This window comes from Cognatishimia activa (genome assembly GCF_026016445.1).
In the GTDB taxonomy this organism is placed as follows: domain Bacteria; phylum Pseudomonadota; class Alphaproteobacteria; order Rhodobacterales; family Rhodobacteraceae; genus Cognatishimia; species Cognatishimia activa_B.
In genome coordinates, this window is record NZ_CP096147.1 from 1,948,874 (window position 1) to 1,966,391 (window position 17,518).

Annotated in this window: 18 protein-coding genes; 5 read left to right on the forward strand and 13 right to left on the reverse strand. The window is 54.5% G+C overall.

Annotated elements, in window-relative coordinates; all coding sequences use genetic code 11:
• Nucleotides 1-54 precede the first annotated feature (54 nt).
• The 6 genes from metZ to M0D42_RS09725 all read right to left on the reverse strand — a co-directional run bounded on the left by metZ (nucleotide 55) and on the right by M0D42_RS09725 (nucleotide 6,579).
• Nucleotides 55-1,242, reverse strand: a complete 1,188-nt coding sequence (metZ, locus tag M0D42_RS09700) for an O-succinylhomoserine sulfhydrylase (RefSeq protein ID WP_265018409.1) — start codon at nucleotides 1,240-1,242, stop codon at nucleotides 55-57.
• Nucleotides 1,243-1,522: 280 nt separating this feature from the next.
• Nucleotides 1,523-1,804, reverse strand: a complete 282-nt coding sequence (locus M0D42_RS09705; RefSeq protein WP_265018410.1) for a hypothetical protein — start codon at nucleotides 1,802-1,804, stop codon at nucleotides 1,523-1,525.
• 179 nt (nucleotides 1,805-1,983) lie between these two features.
• On the reverse strand, nucleotides 1,984-2,595 hold the full coding sequence (locus tag M0D42_RS09710) for an inner membrane-spanning protein YciB (protein WP_265018411.1): 612 nt from the start codon (nucleotides 2,593-2,595) through the stop codon (nucleotides 1,984-1,986).
• A gap of 40 nt (nucleotides 2,596-2,635) precedes the next feature.
• A complete protein-coding gene (locus M0D42_RS09715; RefSeq protein WP_265018412.1) occupies nucleotides 2,636-3,538 on the reverse strand; it encodes a DMT family transporter in 903 nt (300 codons plus the stop codon).
• 56 nt (nucleotides 3,539-3,594) lie between these two features.
• Nucleotides 3,595-4,782 (reverse strand): signal recognition particle-docking protein FtsY, encoded by a 1,188-nt coding sequence (gene ftsY / locus M0D42_RS09720; RefSeq protein WP_265018413.1) that lies wholly within the window; start codon nucleotides 4,780-4,782, stop codon nucleotides 3,595-3,597.
• 111 nt (nucleotides 4,783-4,893) lie between these two features.
• Entirely contained in the window at nucleotides 4,894-6,579 is a 1,686-nt protein-coding gene (locus tag M0D42_RS09725; RefSeq protein WP_265018414.1) for an NAD(P)H-dependent oxidoreductase subunit E, read from the reverse strand.
• A 187-nt stretch (nucleotides 6,580-6,766) separates the two neighbouring features.
• Between M0D42_RS09725 and M0D42_RS09730 the strand changes: the two genes are divergently transcribed.
• Entirely contained in the window at nucleotides 6,767-7,843 is a 1,077-nt protein-coding gene (locus M0D42_RS09730; protein WP_265018415.1) for an alkane 1-monooxygenase, read from the forward strand.
• Between the two features lie 38 nt (nucleotides 7,844-7,881).
• Nucleotides 7,882-8,274, forward strand: a complete 393-nt coding sequence (locus M0D42_RS09735) for a hypothetical protein (protein WP_265018416.1) — start codon at nucleotides 7,882-7,884, stop codon at nucleotides 8,272-8,274.
• A 1-nt stretch (nucleotide 8,275) separates the two neighbouring features.
• Here M0D42_RS09735 and xseA read toward each other — a convergent pair whose 3' ends face one another.
• A complete protein-coding gene (xseA, locus tag M0D42_RS09740; protein WP_265018417.1) occupies nucleotides 8,276-9,784 on the reverse strand; it encodes an exodeoxyribonuclease VII large subunit in 1,509 nt (502 codons plus the stop codon).
• Between the two features lie 72 nt (nucleotides 9,785-9,856).
• Here xseA and purD point away from each other — a divergent pair, with 72 nt between their 5' ends.
• Nucleotides 9,857-11,119 (forward strand): phosphoribosylamine--glycine ligase, encoded by a 1,263-nt coding sequence (gene purD, locus M0D42_RS09745; RefSeq protein ID WP_265018418.1) that lies wholly within the window; start codon nucleotides 9,857-9,859, stop codon nucleotides 11,117-11,119.
• Nucleotides 11,120-11,180: 61 nt separating this feature from the next.
• On the opposite strand, the gene M0D42_RS09750 is transcribed toward purD, so the two are convergent.
• Nucleotides 11,181-11,933 (reverse strand): FG-GAP repeat domain-containing protein, encoded by a 753-nt coding sequence (locus tag M0D42_RS09750; RefSeq protein WP_265018419.1) that lies wholly within the window; start codon nucleotides 11,931-11,933, stop codon nucleotides 11,181-11,183.
• Entirely contained in the window at nucleotides 11,933-12,256 is a 324-nt protein-coding gene (locus tag M0D42_RS09755; RefSeq protein ID WP_265018420.1) for a 2Fe-2S iron-sulfur cluster-binding protein, read from the reverse strand. The genes M0D42_RS09750 and M0D42_RS09755 overlap by 1 nt, the downstream gene beginning before the upstream one ends.
• 218 nt (nucleotides 12,257-12,474) lie before the next feature.
• Here M0D42_RS09755 and M0D42_RS09760 point away from each other — a divergent pair, with 218 nt between their 5' ends.
• Nucleotides 12,475-13,020: a peptidoglycan-binding domain-containing protein gene (locus M0D42_RS09760; protein WP_265018421.1), complete on the forward strand. Its 546-nt coding sequence runs from the start codon at nucleotides 12,475-12,477 to the stop codon at nucleotides 13,018-13,020.
• Nucleotides 13,021-13,084: 64 nt separating this feature from the next.
• Here M0D42_RS09760 and M0D42_RS09765 read toward each other — a convergent pair whose 3' ends face one another.
• Complete coding sequence (locus M0D42_RS09765) at nucleotides 13,085-14,491, reverse strand: Do family serine endopeptidase (protein WP_265021135.1); 1,407 nt, start codon at nucleotides 14,489-14,491, stop codon at nucleotides 13,085-13,087.
• Nucleotides 14,492-14,958: 467 nt separating this feature from the next.
• On the opposite strand from M0D42_RS09765, the gene M0D42_RS09770 reads away from it, so the two are divergent.
• A complete protein-coding gene (locus tag M0D42_RS09770; protein ID WP_265018422.1) occupies nucleotides 14,959-15,279 on the forward strand; it encodes a hypothetical protein in 321 nt (106 codons plus the stop codon).
• Here the strand turns inward: M0D42_RS09770 and M0D42_RS09775 are convergent.
• The 3 genes from M0D42_RS09775 to hflK are packed head-to-tail and all read right to left on the reverse strand — an operon-like array spanning nucleotide 15,276 to nucleotide 17,472.
• Nucleotides 15,276-15,470 (reverse strand): DUF2065 domain-containing protein, encoded by a 195-nt coding sequence (locus M0D42_RS09775; RefSeq protein WP_265018423.1) that lies wholly within the window; start codon nucleotides 15,468-15,470, stop codon nucleotides 15,276-15,278. The genes M0D42_RS09770 and M0D42_RS09775 overlap by 4 nt on opposite strands.
• The gene (gene hflC / locus M0D42_RS09780) at nucleotides 15,467-16,348 is read right to left on the reverse strand and encodes a protease modulator HflC (RefSeq protein ID WP_265018424.1); all 882 of its coding nucleotides are present in this window, start codon (nucleotides 16,346-16,348) and stop codon (nucleotides 15,467-15,469) included. Before hflC ends, M0D42_RS09775 begins: the two co-directional genes overlap by 4 nt.
• Nucleotides 16,345-17,472, reverse strand: coding sequence for an FtsH protease activity modulator HflK (gene hflK, locus M0D42_RS09785; RefSeq protein WP_265018425.1), 1,128 nt, complete (start codon nucleotides 17,470-17,472; stop codon nucleotides 16,345-16,347). Before hflK ends, hflC begins: the two co-directional genes overlap by 4 nt.
• Nucleotides 17,473-17,518: the final 46 nt, after the last annotated feature.

Genomic DNA, 17,518 nt, shown 5'->3' on the forward strand with positions numbered 1-17,518 from the left:
ATAGGCCGCGATTTGCCAATTACACTGGTTTAGGCACCAATGACGACAAAGATGTCAGCTTTGAGAAGCTTCCAGCGCCGCCAAAGCGTCATTTACGAGATCATCTGCGTCCTCAAGGCCAATTGAGAAGCGGACCAGACCAGGAGTGATTCCCAAATCATCCTTCTGTTCGTCGCTCAGACGTTGGTGCGTTGTGGTTGCTGGGTGCGTCGCAATCGACTTCGCGTCACCCAGATTGTTGGAAATCACCGGGATCTGCAGCGCGTTGAGGAACTTAAAGGCTGCATCCTTGCCACCCTTAATATCCAGCGACAGCACCGTTCCGCCATGACCGTCAAGCTGTGTTTGCACCAGTGCGTTTTGCGCATGAGTTTTAAGACCTGGGTAAAGTGTGCGCAGCAAGGCCGGATGACCCTCCAGTGTTTCAGCAATTTTCTGTGCGCTCTCCGCCTGTGCACGCACCCTCAGATCGATAGTTTCCAACCCCTTCAGCATGACCCACGCATTGAACGGAGAGAGCGACCCTCCAGTGTGCTTCATATAGGTTTCCAGAGGTCCGCGGATATATTCCTGTTTACCAATGATCACACCGCCCAGCGCACGGCCCTGGCCATCAATGTGCTTGGTCGCGGAATAAACAACAACGTCTGCACCCTGTGCGATGGCGTTTGAAAACACGGGTGTCGAGAACACGTTGTCCACAACCACAGTTGCGCCAACGGAATGCGCGATCTCGGAAACACCGGCGATATCGATGACTTCCAGCGTAGGATTGGACATGGATTCAAAGAAACAAATCTTAGTGTTTTCGCGAACAGCCGCACGCCATTCATCTAGGTTTGGACCATCTACAAAGGTGACCTCGACGCCAAGCTTCATCAGGATGTTTTCAAGGATGTGCAGACAAGAGCCAAAGAGCGCCTTAGCGGAAACCACGTGATCGCCCGCTTGAACAAGCGACATCAGAGCGCCGTTGACCGCAGCCATGCCAGAAGCGGCTGCAAAGGCGTCTTCACCACCTTCCAAGAGTGCAATGCGCTGTTCGAACATGGAGACCGTTGGGTTGCCGTAACGCGCATAGATGAACTCGTCTGGGCCAGATTCAATGAACCGCGCCTCAGCTTGCTCTGCATTTTCGTATACGAACCCTTGGGTCAGGAAGATCGCTTCGCTGACTTCGTTATACTGGCTGCGGCGAATGCCGCCGTGCACGAGTTTCGTGCGGTTTTTCCAGTCGCTCATCTTCGTCTCCTTAGCGCCCGAGTCCCTGCCCGGTGCAAACAAAAAACCCCCGCACGGCCAAGCGTAAGGGGGTTCTTCCGTCCTGACCTCTTTAGCGGAATTTGGGCTTCAATCGAAACCACGTGGCCCGCAATCCGGTAACAAATCGCCACAAGCTCGATTTAACGCCGCGTCACTAAAGGGTCAATAGAATATGGAAAGCAATCGCTTGTTTCGCGCAAGGATTGATAAGCTGAAGCACCGCTTTTACATCAAACTCAAAGACGGCGCATCGCGAAGACTAGCCGTCCTTACCCTTTTTCCGTTTAAGCGAAACTTTATACTCGACCAGCCGACGTTCTCCTTCGGCTGTGCAAATTGCGTCGGCCTCTTCCTTTGTCAGCTCATCCGGGAAAGTCAGCGCATGGTCCCACATCACGCGGTCAACCGTATAAAGCTGGCAGGTCACTGTACCTCCCCTATGTTTCAGCGCGACCGGGGCTGTTTCATATTCGCTTCGATCACATCCCAGCAACAGCGCCCCTGCTGCCACAACGATTGTCGCTTTTACAAATACTGTCATCTCGGTTCCTCAATAGCTGTACCTCTTAGCGGGCATCACCTTTGTGGCGGAATGAGAGCCGCCGTTAACGGTGAATTATCGCTTAGAGGTACCCGCGGCGGTCGATCCTGCGGACCAGTATCGCGGAAATAGACTGAGGAATTCTTAAGCCAATGGCCGGAAAGTCATCAATTTCTGCCTTAGGCTGCGTCGTCGCCTTCGGTTTCAATTGCGTATTTTGTTAGCAAACCGGCTTGCGTCATAAAAAAGAGGAACACGGCAGCGGTTAGACCGAACGTTTTGAAATAGACCCATGTGTCTGTGCTTTGAGTGCGCCAGATCACCTCGTTCAACACTGCAAGGCCAATGAAAAACCCAGTCAGGCGTTTGGTCAAAAGCATCCAGCCCTCGTCTTCTAGCGGCAACACTTCTTCCATAACGAATTTCAGATAGCTTTGTCCGCGCAGCAGACCCAGGCCCAGTGCCCCACCAAAGAGCAGATAAATCATGGTTGGCTTCATTTTGAAGAAACGATCATCGTTCAGCCAAACCGATAGACCTCCAAAAACAGTCACCAATACTACCGTTGCAATCTGCATCTTGGATAGATGGCCCGTCAGCCGCCAGAGAATAAAACTGGTGAGCGCAATTAGGGGCACAAAGGCCGCAGTCACAACGATAAACCCGTCATATTCGGTCCCACCGATCAGGAAGCTTTCATCCCGCAGCCGCAGATAACCCACGAAAAACAGCAAAATAGGACCCAATTCGAGCGCCATTTTGAGCATTGGATTGATCTGTTTGCCTGCCATTGGGCACTCCTTAACTGGTCGATTGCCTTGATGTGGGGTGTTAACCGCCGAGTTCAACTATCACGGCCCCAAGAGCAATCAAACCCATGAGAGCAATCCGGCGCGGGCCAACGGTTTCTTTGAGGAAAATCCACCCGATAAGCGCCGCAAAGACGGTGGAAGTTTCGCGCAACACAGCCGCTTCCCCAACCTTATCAAGGCGAGTGGCCAGCATTATCGCGCCAAAGGACGCAATGCCGATAAAAGCACCTATCACGCCGCGCAGCATCAAGGGGCCAACTTGAGGCGGGTGACTCATACGGCGGTATCGCCAAAGAGCGTATGGTGGAATGGCAAGCCCATCGATGAAGAAAAACCACGCCAGAAAGGTCAGCGGATCAGCGGTCGCACGGATACCATAGGCGTCATAAGTCGTATAAAGCGCCACAAAGCCACCAGTGATGAAGGCGAAGAACAGCGCTCTATCAAGCGTTTCACGCTCGCTGGTCAGGAAGATCACATTGTAGACGGCAAGGCCAAAGATTCCGGCCAGAAGCACACCTACTCCCAGCCATTGGACGCCAGAAAAAGTCTCGCCAAAGATCAGATATGCTCCGATGACAGTGAACAGAGGACCTGTGCCACGCACAACGGGATAAACAACGGTGAAGGCGCCCATTGTGTAAGACAGCGACTGCATAATCTTGTAGCCGACGTGTATCACGAAGACGCCGAGAAAAATCGGCCACATATGTGGTTCTGGCCAAGGCACTACAAAAAGCGCAATGGGCATCGCCATTAGCCCATAGCTCGCATCAATTGCACCACGCGTCAGCCACGGATCATGCCGGCCCTTTTGCAAAGCGCCAAAGACAGCGTGCAGGATGGCTGCTGCAATGGCGAGAAGAAGCGCAAGCTGATGGCCCGCTTCAGTGCCTTCCAGAGAAATCAGCCAGTCACTCATGCTCTGCACTTGGGGGCCAGCCCCCAAACCCCCGAAGTATTTCTACAAAGAAGAATTCAGGACTTGTCGCTACCTGTCAGCGCCTGGGCAAATTCCTGAGGATCAAACGGGGCGAGATCGTCTATTTTCTCCCCCACCCCAATCGCGTGGATTGGAAGGCCGAATTTATCTGCCAGCGCAACAAGCACACCGCCTTTGGCCGTGCCGTCAAGCTTGGTCATGACAAGACCAGAAACGTCCGCGAGCTTCTGGAATGTCTCGACTTGACTGAGTGCGTTCTGACCAGTGGTCGCATCAAGCACCAGCAAGGTGTTATGCGGCGCGGATTCATCCTTCTTGCGAATAACGCGCACGATTTTAGCCAGCTCTTCCATCAGGTCCTGGCGGTTCTGCAAACGCCCCGCCGTGTCGATCATCAAGAGATCCGCACCCATTTCTTGTGCTTTGGTCATCGCATCAAATGCTAAAGACGCCGGATCAGAACCTTCCGGCGCTGTCAAAACAGGCACTCCCGCCCGGTCGCCCCAAACCTGCAGCTGCTCCACAGCCGCTGCGCGGAATGTATCCCCTGCAGCGATGACCACCGATTTTCCGGCGTCTTTAAACTGGCTGGCGAGCTTCCCGATTGTAGTTGTCTTACCCGAACCATTCACACCAACGACAAGCACGACCTGTGGGGTCTTCGGGTAGATTGGCAACGGTTTAGCCACAGTTTCCATGATGCGTGTGACTTCATCGGCCAGAATCTGTTTGATTTCTTCGGTCGAGACCTTCTTACCAAAGCGCCCTTCCGCGATATTCGCTGTTACGCGCAGCGCAGTATCCACGCCCATATCAGAGGCGATCAACAACTCTTCCAGCTGTTCCAGCATTTCATCATCCAGCTCGCGCTTGATGACAGGCTTGGCAGGCTTTCGACCAGTCAGGCGACCCAAAAGGCTCTGTTTTTCAACAGGTTTTTCTGAAACATCCCGCGCTGGTGTGGGCTCGGGGATTGGGTCTGCGATTGGCTCCGGTTCAACAACCGGCTCAGGTTCGACCGCCGCCGGAGCATCCTCTGCAGCAGGCGCTTCAGCCTCAGGCGGCGCTTGTGGAGTTTCTGGCTCTACAGGTGTTTCAACAGGCACCTCAGCAGGCACCTCAACAACTTCTTCACCGCCATCTTCCACAATCGCATCCAGCCCTTCTTCAAGGCGCGAAGAAGATTTGAACAAGCGATCTTTGAGCTTAGAGAAAAACGCCATGAGGCCTCCGGAAATTGCCGTTATTCCCAGTTAATGTGGATTGTCCCAATTGAAAAGGCCGCACGCCAAGATGACATGCGGCCTTTCCTCAAATCTCTGAACTAATCAGGGTCAGATTTCATCCGCGAAGTGTTTGATGGTCAAACGGATCGGGTTTGGTGCCGCTTGGCCCAGACCGCAGATCGAAGCATCTACCATCGTCTGGGACAGTTCTTCCAAAAGCCCGGTGTCCCACTTGTCTTTCGACATCAGCTTCACAGCTTTTTCACAGCCCACACGGCATGGCGTACACTGACCACAGCTCTCGTCTTCAAAGAAGCGCAGCATATTCAAGGCCGCCTGTTTCGCGCTGTCTTTGTCAGACAGAACGACAACCGCAGCTGAACCAATGAAGGTGCCATGTGGTTGAAGGGTGTCAAAGTCCAATGGAATGTCGTTCATGCTGGCAGGAAGCAGCCCAGAAGACGGGCCACCTGGCTGATAGGCTTTGAACGCATGGCCATCAAGCATACCGCCACAGGCCGCTATGATGTCATCAATGGTGGAACCTGCAGGCAGCAGATGCACACCTGGGTTCTTCACGCGACCAGATACAGAATAAGAGCGCAGACCAACGCGGCCGTTCTTCTCGGTGCTGTTCAGACACTCAGGGCCTTCGCGGTTGATTTTGCAGACCCAATAGAGCGTCTCAACGTTATGCACCAAAGTCGGCTGACCAAAGATACCCACCTGCGCCACAAATGGCGGACGGTGACGCGGCTCACCACGTTTCCCTTCGATGGATTCGATCATCGCGGATTCTTCGCCGCAAATGTACGCCCCGGCTCCACGACGCAGGTCGATGTAACCCGCTTCCACGATGCCAGCATCTTCCAACGCTTTGATCTCACGGCGCAGGATTTCCAGAACCGCTGGATATTCGTCGCGCATATAGATGAAGGCTTTTTCCGCCTCGACAGCCCAAGCGGCAATCAACATGCCTTCAAGGAAGACATGCGGTGTGCGCTCCAGATAGTAACGGTCTTTGAATGTACCCGGTTCACCTTCGTCGCCGTTCACCGCCAGATAGCGTGGACCTTCGTTCATGCGAACAAAGCCCCATTTCTTGCCAGACGGGAAGCCCGCACCACCAAGACCACGCAGACCGGCCTCAAGCACCTTGTCTTGCACCGCTTCCCAGTCGCCATTTGCGCGCAGCTCTTTCAGCGTGGCGTAACCGCCGTCCGCCTCATAACCCGCGAATGTCTCATACTCTGGGATATGCGCATGGGTGTCATCTGCCGCGATGGCTGCCTGAACCTTTTCAGGGGTCGCGTAGTCGATGTGGTTGTGACCGATCTCAAGCACCGGCGCGGTATCACAGCGGCCCATGCAAGGCGCTCGCACCACGCGCACCTCTTCTGGGTTCAACCCGTCTTCCAGCGCCTTTTGCAGCTGCTCAGCACCGGCTAATTCGCAGGACAGGCTATCGCAAACACGAATGGTCAGCGCAGGCGGAGGGGTCTCATCTTCACGCACCACATCGAAATGCGCGTAGAAGCTTGCCACCTCGTAAATCTCAGCCTGACCCACACGCATGATTTCCGCCAAAGCGCGGATGTGGCGTGCCGCCAGATGGCCGTATTGATCCTGGATCAGATGCAGGAATTCGATCAGCATGTCCCGAGAGACATCGCGCCCTTCAATAAGCGCCTGAACCTCTTCCAAAGCCGCATCATCGACCTGGCGACCTTTTGGGGTGTGGCGACCTTTGCCCTTACCGGACTTCCAGACGCCTTTCTTGATTTGCTGAGTCATTTTTATTCCTGGCTGAAAAGCTCCCTTAATCGTAACGATCTACTATCTAAAAAAAGAGGTCAAAAACGACATTCACGCGTCGAGTTGCGCGCAAAGTACCTGAGGAGCGACACTAGGACGTCTTAAAATTTCCTAAATTTGTCTCCAGTGTCCCATCGGAACGCGCGCTCGTTTGGAGGCTATAAAAATGCTGTGGTTTAACCTGGCAACGGCAGTACCGGTTCTTTTGCTCACCCTTGCAGGATTTCTGGGGGGTATTTGGGCGATTCTAGCGGTCGCATATCTGACAGTTTTTGTCTTTACGATGGATCGCCTGATCAAAGGTGCAGCAGCGCGAAAAAACGCGGATGGGGAATTCCCTGCAGGCGTCGAACTCTCTGTATTTCTTGGGTTTTCCCATATCTTCCTAATGGCGATTGCCGTTCTGGCCCTGTCCGGCAAAACCGGACTGGCTGTCTGGGAGCGCATCGCCTGCCTGATCCTATTCGGGCAATATTTTGGGCAGGTATCCAACGCCAATGCCCATGAGCTGATTCACAAGGGCAACCGCTGGCTGCGCCGTTTAGGTGTAGCCGTCTATACGACTCTGATGTTTGGTCACCACGCATCGGCGCATGTCAAAGTGCACCACGTCTTTGCGGCCAGCCACCGCGATCCAAACTCAGCTTATATGGGTGAAAGCGTCTATCATTTCTGGCCGCGTGCCTGGATTGGCTCCTTTGTGAAGGGCCTGGAAGCGGAAAATAAAGACCGCGAACGCGCGTCTACACCGCAGCCGAAATGGAACCACCCTTATGTGACCTACCTTTTTGGTTCATCGGTTACGATCATCACCGCCTTCCTGCTGGCGGGTTTCATGGGTGTCGCATCGCTCCTGTTTGTCTGCCTCTACGCCACACTTCAGCATCTCGCGAGCGACTATATCCAACACTACGGATTGCGTCGTCGCCGTTTGGAAAATGGAAAGTTCGAACACGTTGGTCCAAAACACAGCTGGAACGCACCGCATACGTTTTCTTCTGCGATGATGCTGAACGTGCCGCGCCACTCTGACCATCACATGAACCCGCGTCGCAACTACACAGAACTGCGTCTGGATGAAGACGACGTGCCGATGCTGCCGCGCTCTTTGCCGGTGATGGGGATTATATCTCTTTGGCCACCGCTCTGGCGTGCGATGATGGATCCGCTGGTGATGGAAGTAACCGGCCAGTCCAAAGCCGCCTTGGAAGCGCAGGCATTGGATCATGTAAAACCCGCCTAAGCCCTCGCCAGACTGCAGAAAATTTGCCACGATAGCCTATGCGGTTTTTGTGGTTCCTTCTCAGCATTGGACTTTTTGGCACATCGCTCAGCGCGGAGACGCCGCTAAGCGGACCAGAGTTTGACGCCTATACCGCCGGCCGCACCATCACCTACAATGCCAATGGCCAAGAGTTCGGCGCAGAAACCTATCTGCGCCGTCAGCGTGTGCGTTGGTCATTTCTGCAAGGCGAATGCCAGGAAGGGCATTGGTTTGAACGCGGTGATACGATTTGTTTTGTCTATGAAGCGGTTGATGGCCCACAGTGCTGGCAGTTTTTCATGACCCAATCCGGGCTGCGCGCTGAGTTCACGGGCGATACCGGCACCATCCTTTTTGAAAGCCCTTCAGACAAAGACCTCAGTTGTCCCGGCCCAGACGTTGGCATGTAGCTTAGAAAAGGCTGCCTTGATCCGGGGCTGACGGTTTGGATTTCGCAGGTTTCTTTGCAGCTTTTGGCGCAGGCTTGGGGGCTGTGTCACCTAAAACCGAATGCCGCCCGTCCGCAAATTGAATCTCAAGATCTTTAGCCTTGGCCGCATCCTTCGAATTTGTCACCACCTGATCGCCATCCCAAACTACAGCGTAACCACGCTCCAGCGTAGCTTCATAGCCAAGGGTTTGCCGCAGACGTTCCAACCCTTCGAGCTTAGAATTCCAAGCGGTCAGCTGCACATCCGCCGCGGATTTAAACCGGTGAGATATGGCCAACAGCCTCTCAACCTTGCGTTCAATGTCGCGCTTGATGGGCTGAACCGACAATCGATCCGCCCGTCGACCATATTCGCTTCGCTTCCCGTCAATCATACGGCGCAGGTTGTTCGGGCGCAGGCCCGCCGCCTTTTCGGTCAGTTTCAATCGCCGCGTATCGACAGTTGTGCGCAGCGCACGCGGCAAGGCCTCCCCCGCCCGATCCAATCGCTGCCGGGGCGTTTCGAGCAGCACCTCAGCACGCGGCAAGGCCCGCGCCAAATCCTGCAACCGTTGCCCGCGCTGCGTCACACCTTGCTCCAGCGCCCGTGTCATTCGAGCACCCTGTTCATCCACCCAAGCCAGCATCTCAAGTCGCACAGGCACTGCGAGTTCCGCTGCCGCTGTCGGCGTCGGCGCGCGCCGGTCAGAGGCAAAGTCGATCAAAGTCGTATCGGTTTCGTGCCCCACGGCAGAAATCAGCGGAATATCAGACGCCGCCGCCGCTCGGACGACGCTTTCCTCATTAAAGCCCCAGAGGTCCTCAACGGAACCACCACCCCGCGCAACGATGATCAAATCCGGCCGCGGCAAGGCCCCGCCTGGGGTCATCTTGTTGAAGCCTTCAATGCCGCGGGTGACCTCAGGCGCGCATTTCTCGCCTTGAACCGCCACCGGCCAAATCAGCACCTTGCGTGGGAATCGATCCCGCAGGCGGTGCAGAATATCTCGGATCACAGCGCCAGATGGAGAGGTCACCACGCCAATCACTTCCGGCAGCGTTGGTAGCGGCTTTTTACGAGAAGCGTCGAATAGGCCTTCAGCAGAGAGCTGCGCCTTGCGTTTTTCAAGCATCGCCATAAGCGCACCGACGCCCGCAGGTTTCATGCTTTCGATGACGATCTGGTATTTCGACTGCCCGCCAAAGGTTGTGATCCGCCCTGTGGCGACCACCTCCATCCCCTCTTCCGGGCGCATCGGCAATTTGGAGGCAACGCCTTTCCACATCACGCCAGCGATGACTGATTTATCGTCCTTCAGATCCAGATAGACGTGGCCTGAGCGTGGGAAACTGACTCGCCCAATCTCAGCACGGATTCGCACGTGGCCAAAATTGCCCTCGATGACTTTCTTAATGGCTCCAGAAAGTTCCGAAACTGAAAATTCCGGGGCGTTTTCGCCTTCTCGTGGATCGTCAAACAGATCAGACATCCTGCCTCGCTTGATTGCTGTGCGCGCGCAGCTTAGAACGCCCCCAACGGAAGGCCAAGCGGAAGGGCGATCATGAACATTCTTATTCTCGGCAGCGGTGGACGCGAGCACGCGTTGACCTGGGCGGTGAAGCAAAACCCGAAATGTGACCGCCTAATTGTGGCTCCGGGAAATGCGGGCATTGCTCAGATCGCTGAATGTGCTGATCTGGATATCGAGAACGGTGGCGCGGTTGCGGCTTTCGCCGAGGAAAACGCGATCGACTTTGTAATCATCGGCCCAGAAGCGCCTTTGGCAAAGGGCGTAGCAGATCGTCTGCGTGATGCGGGCCTCTTGGTCTTTGGCCCCTCCGAAGGCGCAGCACGTCTTGAGGCTTCCAAGTCCTTCACCAAAGAAATCTGCGACGCTGCAAAAGCGCCGACCGCAGGCTACGGACATTTCACTGATGCTGAGGCTGCGAAAGCGCATATCCGCGCAAACGGTGCGCCGATTGTGGTTAAAGCTGACGGTCTGGCCGCAGGCAAAGGCGTGATTGTCGCCATGGAAGAGCAAGAAGCACTCGACGCAATCGACGACATGTTCGGCGGTGCTTTCGGCGGTGCTGGCGCGGAAGTGGTTATTGAAGAATTCATGGAAGGCGAAGAGGCATCACTCTTTGTGCTGGTTGATGGTGAAGAAGTGCTCTCCATCGGCACCGCGCAGGACCACAAGCGTGTTGGCGAAGGTGACACCGGCCCGAACACGGGTGGCATGGGTGCTTATTCACCAGCGCCGGTTCTGTCTGCTGAAATCGAAGCCAAGGCAATGGAAGAAATCGTCAAACCAACCATGGCAGAAATGGCCAAGCGTGGCGTGCCCTTCCAAGGTGTTCTTTACGCAGGCCTTATGATCAAAGACGGTCAGCCGCGACTGGTGGAATATAACGTCCGCTTTGGCGATCCAGAATGTCAGGTGCTGATGATGCGTCTTGGTGCACAGGCGCTGGACCTGATGCAGGCCGCTGCTGAAGGTCGCCTTAGTGAAGCCCAGGTGAATTGGGCAGATGATCATGCGATGACCGTTGTCATGGCGGCGAATGGTTATCCGGGGTCTTACGAAAAAGGCACAGAGATCAAAGGTCTGAAAGATATTGCAGATGACAGCATGAATGTTGTCTTCCACGCAGGTACCAAGGCGGACGGTGAGAAAACCCTCGCGACCGGTGGTCGTGTACTCAACGTCACTGCGCGTGGCGCATCATTGCAAGAAGCGCGAGACCGGGCCTATGCGATGGTGGATGCTGTTGATTGGCCAGGTGGATTTTTCCGCAAAGACATCGGCTGGCGCGCGCTTTAAACGGGTGAATTGCGAGGGGCCAGCCCCTCGCGCTCCCCAAGGTACTTAGACAAGAAGAAGCTTATGAGCAGTCTAAGGCTGCAGCGAAGCTCTTTGGACCGTTAAACGCGCCGATTGTCTTGGAGCGAACCTCTTTGCCGTCGAATGTCGCAACAACCACATTCTGCCATTTCGCATCAGCGACAATCATTTCCGAACCATTGCCGCAATCGCGAATACCGCCCGAGATAAAGTCCTCGCCAATTCTGTGATTGGTCACACCGGCCAAGCGACCAACCTCAGTCAGCCCATTGTCTTCAAAGCGCCAGATGCGCAGCGTCTTAGCCAAATGCGGCCGATCAACATAGGCGATTTCCACGCGACCATCACCATCTAAGTCAGCTGCGCCAACTGGGGCGAGCCAACGGAATTTTCGGCCAATAAACGGCGTCGTTGCGATGAGACCAGTCTCATCATACACCGCAAGCCGCCCACCCTGGGCCTGGCTGCTTTCCACAACGATGACTTCGAAATCGCCATCCAGATCGACGTCCGCCAGACGCGGCTGCAAATCCTCAAAGACGCGGCTTTCAGGCAACACAAACCGCAGGGATTTCCCCCCTTTCAGGCGCAGCTCAAGCGCCCCCCATTCCACATTATCGCCCAGCACCGCATGAGCATATCGTGTGGTAGGGTCAGCAAATTTGGCAGATTTGATATCAGCCGTCGCTGCGACGGGCGCAACAACCGCAATGGCCAGAAGCGCGCGGCGCAAACAGCACTTCAAAACTTGAAACGGCTGACGCCGCGCTTTGCCCGGCCCTGCGCCCAGCATCAGATTTGTTTCTCTGGCATGAAAACTTTCAAACCGTCCAGCGCATCAGACACTTTCAGCTGGCAGGTCAGGCGAGAACGCGCTGGATCAGGTTCAAACGCAAAGTCGAGCATGTCTTCTTCCATGTCATCTTTCGCATCGAGTTTCTCAACCCAGTCCGCATCCACATAAACGTGGCAGGTCGAGCAGGCACATGCACCACCGCAGTCTGCTTCGATGCCCGGAATATTATTATCGCGCGCGCCTTCCATAACAGTCAGCCCGTTGGCCACCTCGACGGTGTGCTCGGTACCGCCGAATTCAACATAGGTGATTTTCGCCATTCTGTTCGTCTTCCCTTGCAAAAGTTGCAGATTACCTAATGCGCCCAAAGGGATCAGACCAGCCCCTTTTCTGCGGTTTTTGGTAACGGTTGCGCCATCCTGTTGAAATCTCGTGGATCGTTAACCTGCAAGGCACAGAGATTTTCATATTTCCGCTGATGGGCTATGCGCCTGCCTTTAAACAGGCTATCTGTCAGAAAACGCCCAAGAGGCAGAGCATGACATCAAAACGCGCGCTGATCACAATGGCTTTTCTCGCCATGAGCGCCTGCGACGCCGGAGGCGCGTTGCAGGGCAATGTTGATGCGCTGCGCGAACCTGATGTTGTGCAAATCCGACAAGCACAGCCACCCGGTGCGCCGCCCGGCACCTGTTGGGGTAAATCGATCAGTCCCGCTGTGATCGAAACAGTGACAGAGCAGATCTTAGTGCAGCCAGCACAAGTGAATGTGGATGGACAGGTTCTCAGCCCTGCCATCTATCGCACGGAGACCTTACAGCGAATAGTGAAGGAACGGCGCGAAACCTGGTTTGAAGCACCTTGCCCGGATATTCTGACCAGCGATTTTATTGCCTCGGTGCAGCGCGCTCTGAAAGCACGTGATCTTTATCGTGGTCGCATCACAGGCATTATGGACGCCCGAACTCGTGGTGCGATCCGCCGCTATCAGGCACCTCTGGGCCTCGACAGCGGCATTCTCGCGCTAGAAACCGCTCGGCAATTTGGTCTGGTTGCGATCACGCGTGAGACTGACAGCTTTTAAGCGAAACGTACTGAACGCAAAAAAAGGGCGCCGAAGCGCCCTCTTTCTTTAGGTTGTTGTGATCCTATTCGAGGCTCAGAGCTACGAAACGTGGCTCTCCGCCGCGGCGCACCAACAACAAGATCGACTTGCGACCAGCGTCCTGCGCTTCTTCAATTCTGGCATCCAGATCAGAGATTGAAAGGAGCGCCTGCTGACTTGCTTCTACGATGAGGTCGCCCTGACGTAGCCCCTTTTCAAATGCCTTGGACGTCTCATCTACCGCAGCCACCACGAGGCCAGTTGCATCCGTATCCAGACCAAGTTCAGAGCGCAGAGCCTCTGTGACTGGCGTCACAGTCAGGCCAAGAATGTCTTTCTCGCTTGGCTCTTCTGGTTGTGCCGGAGCGACGGCAGGTACCGCAGCTTCCGCATCTTCGCGACGGCCCAATGTGACTTTCAGCGTCTGCGTTTTGCCTTCACGCAGAACCACCACACGCACAGCTTTACCCACTTCTGTGTTGCCAACGGTGCGCACTAGTCCGCGCACGTCTTCGACCTCTTGACCATCAAAGGTCAAGATCACATCGCCCGCTTCCAGTCCTGCGTCTTTGGCAGGGCCGTCAGGCACATCTGTGACCATCGCACCATTGGTGTTTTCTAGGCCTTCAATGGCATCAATCATATCTTCAGATACGTTTTGAATGCGCACACCCAGCCAACCGCGACGGGTTTCACCAAAGTCGCGCAGCTGATCGACAACGCGTGTCACAACATTGGATGCCATGGAGAAGCCGATACCAATCGAGCCCCCGTTTGGAGACAGGATCGCTGTGTTCACACCGACAACGTCGCCATCCATGTTGAACAGCGGTCCACCAGAGTTGCCTCGGTTGATAGCTGCATCGGTCTGAATGTAATCATCATAGCTGCCAGAAAGCGCACGGTTACGCGCAGATACAATACCTGCAGATACAGAGAAGCCTTGGCCAAGCGGGTTACCTACGGCCATGACCCAATCGCCGACACGTGCGGTGTCACTGTCACCAAAGCTGACGAATGGTAGCGGCTCTTCGCTTTCCACCTTCAGCAGGGCAATGTCCGTGTTGGGGTCTTTACCTACGACGGTCGCTGGCAGTTCTTCACCTGAGAAAAACTCAATGAGAATCTCGTCGGCGCCATCAATGACGTGGTTATTGGTAACAACATAGCCATCCTCAGAGATCACAAATCCCGACCCCAGGGCCGAGCTGCGGCGCGGACGGTCACCCTCACCTTGGCGATCTTCAAATTCGCGGAAGAAATCCTCAAACGGGCTTCCCTCTGGAACCACGCCGCGCGGGCCGGTTCGGCTGGCAACAACGGTAGAGGTTGTGATGTTCACCACTGAAGGGCTCACCTGATCTGCCAAATCGGCAAAACTATCGGGGCGGGCTTGTGCGACAACGGCCTGAGCCACGAGCGCAACAATGGCGATAAACGAGAGCCACATCGCGCGGATGTAGCCTGTTTGTGTGATTGGAACGGAAACAGCCTGTGGTTTCACTCCCTAAACTCCTTTGATCTGGTTTCCAGGTTTCACCTACCCCCGATGTAGGTGACTGGTTTTAACATAGGGCACTTTCTCTTGGTCACAAGAATCGTAATGCAGGTTCAATCGGTTGTGATCTCACAGTGAGAGATTTTTCACTCAAATCTTGACAAATCTTCACTGAGCCTGAAAATACGGCGGTCGAAAGTACAGCCAAGCCAGAACTTCTAATTGAATATCTGTTCATTTACAAAAGCTTGCGTGTTTCGAGCCAATCCCTCTCAAAACCTGTAAATAAGAGTCAAGTATCGTATTCCGTAACCTGCTTTCTATTGTCTTGATAGATTTTATTGACAAGTATCAAAGCAATACTTTGGCGTAACGAGAATAAGGCAGAAGCAGACCAAAAACAAAATGCGGGGTGATTTATGCACAAATGGTTTACCCAAAAAATCAACGAAATGATTGGCTTGGCGCATTACTGCCAGTATCCGATCTTAAAAGCCCATTTGATATTAACACAGCAAGCAATTGATGAAACATACGGTCAGAGCAGTTCAGATAGCTCTTCGTTGAAACGCATCCTTCCATTGTTGATCAAACAGGCCGAATTGGATGGCAATCCTGAATCAGCAAGGCATATGCGCAGAGCTCTTGAGGCAATGGAAAGCGATTCCATTCTTGCTGAGAACGTCGTTCAAGTCAGTTTTGTGGGTGAGGAAGAGAAACGCTCTCAATTAAGCCGCTAGGGCAAAGCTGATCCCGCCAATAAGAGCACGACACCAAGCGCACTTGCAATAATGCCGATCTGCCTTTTCTGGGCGGTCGGCATTTCACTCAAAAGTTTCAATATCTCTTCAATACGCGAAGGGGCCAGCGCGAACGCCAGCCCCTCGACAATGAGTACAAGCCCGAAGGCCCATAGAACAGTCGCAATCACTGCGCACCCAAATCTGACTTCAGATAGTTGAAAAATTCACTATCCGGAGACATGACCATGGTGGAGTTGTTCTCCAGCAGGGCCGCACGGTAAGCAGCCAGCGAACGGTAGAATTCAAAGAATTCCTGATCCGAACCATAAGCTTCTGCGAAGATTGCGTTGCGGTTTGCGTCAGCTTCACCGCGGATGATCTCGGCCTGACGTTTCGCGTCAGAAACCAGCTCAACCACGGTACGATCTGCCTGCGCACGAATACGCTGCGCAGCCTCTTGACCACGAGCACGTTCGTCCGTTGCTTCACGCTCACGTTCCGCACGCATACGCGCGAAGGTCGCGTCAAGGTTTTCACGAGGTAAGTCGGTGCGTTTCAAACGCACATCGATCACTTCCAGACCCAGCGCTTGAGCATCCCTGATCGCACCCGTCCGAATGCGCAGCATCAGAGCTGCACGGTCGGTGCTGAGAATGTCGTTTGAGGCCACAGAACCCAGAATTTCCCGTGTTTGCGAACGCAGGATCGAATCCAGACGACGTCCTGCAACGGCAATCGCTTGATCGCCTTCTGCACCGGTTGCCTGACGGAACTGATTCACATCGGCAATGCGGTAACGTGCGAAAGCGTCAACCACGAGGCGACGGTCATCCAATGGAGTGACTTCGATTGGGTCAAGGTCACGGCTCAGGATACGGTCATCATACCGCGCCACGTTCTGAATGAAGGGCAGTTTAAACGCCAGACCCGGCTCTTCTTTGACCGCATCAACGCGACCAAATTGCAGAACCAGAACCTTTTCACGTTCATCAACGATAAAGATCGAATTCAGGGCAACAAATACGGCCCCGACAAGCAGGACTAGGGCTGCAAAGGAACGTGTCATTGGTTTGTCCCCTTTCTCAGTTCGTTGATCGGCAGATAAGGCACAACACCCTGACCGCCAGATTGTTCATCAATGATGACTTTATCGACGCGGCCCAGGACCTCTTCCATGGTTTCAAGATAGAGACGCTTACGAGTCACTTCTGGTGCTTTGCGATATTCTTGAAGAACGGCATTAAATCGGCTCGCTTCACCTTCCGCTTGGTTCACAACCTCAGCACGGTAGGCCTCTGCTTCTTCCAAAGTCTGCGCTGCTTCACCACGTGCACCCGCAAGACGGGCATTCGCGTAGGCATCGGCTTCTTTCTGAGTCCGGTCACGCTCTTGTTCCGCCGCCTGAACGTCGCGGAAAGCATCGATCACCTGTGTTGGTGGGTCAGCTTTGTCAAAGTTCACACGAACGATGTTCACGCCAGAGTTATAGCTATCAAGCGTCAGCTGGATCAGATCTTTCAGACGTTCCGCAATGGATGCACGGTCACGGTTGAGGATCGGTGCCAGATCGGACTGAGCAATAATCTCGCGCATCGCCGATTCAGACACGGCGCGGATCGAAAGCTCTGCGTCACGCAGGTTAAACAGGAACTTCGCTGGATCGTTGATGTTCCAAACCACCTGGAAGTCGATGTCGACGATGTTTTCGTCACCGGTCAGCATCAAACCTGCATCAGAACCACGCGCGCCCACACCGATATCTTCGGTTTGTTCGCGGGTCACCTGGATGACTTCGCGGGTCACAACAGGCCAAGGCGCGAAGTTCAGACCCGGATTGCCGGTTGAGGAATACTCACCCAGGAATAGCTCAACGGACTGTTCTTCTGGCTTCACGGTGTAGAAGCTCGCCATGCCCCAAAGCACAACCGCTGCAACCACACCCAGACCAATGGTGCCTTTGCCAAAGCTTGGGCCCTGGCCTCCGCCACCGCCGCCACCTGTGCGACCACCGCCTTTGCCGCCCATCAGGACGCGCAGCTGGTCTTGACCTTTTTTCATCAGGTCATCGATGTCAGGAATTTGCGGGCCGTCATCCTGTGGGCGTCGGCCTCCGCCATTGTTGCCGCGGTTTCCACCACCGCCGCTGTTGTTTCCGCCGCCGCCCCAAGGGCCGCCGTTATTACCTGCCATAAAGGTATATCCCCTTTTCGTAATACACTTACGCACCACACTAACC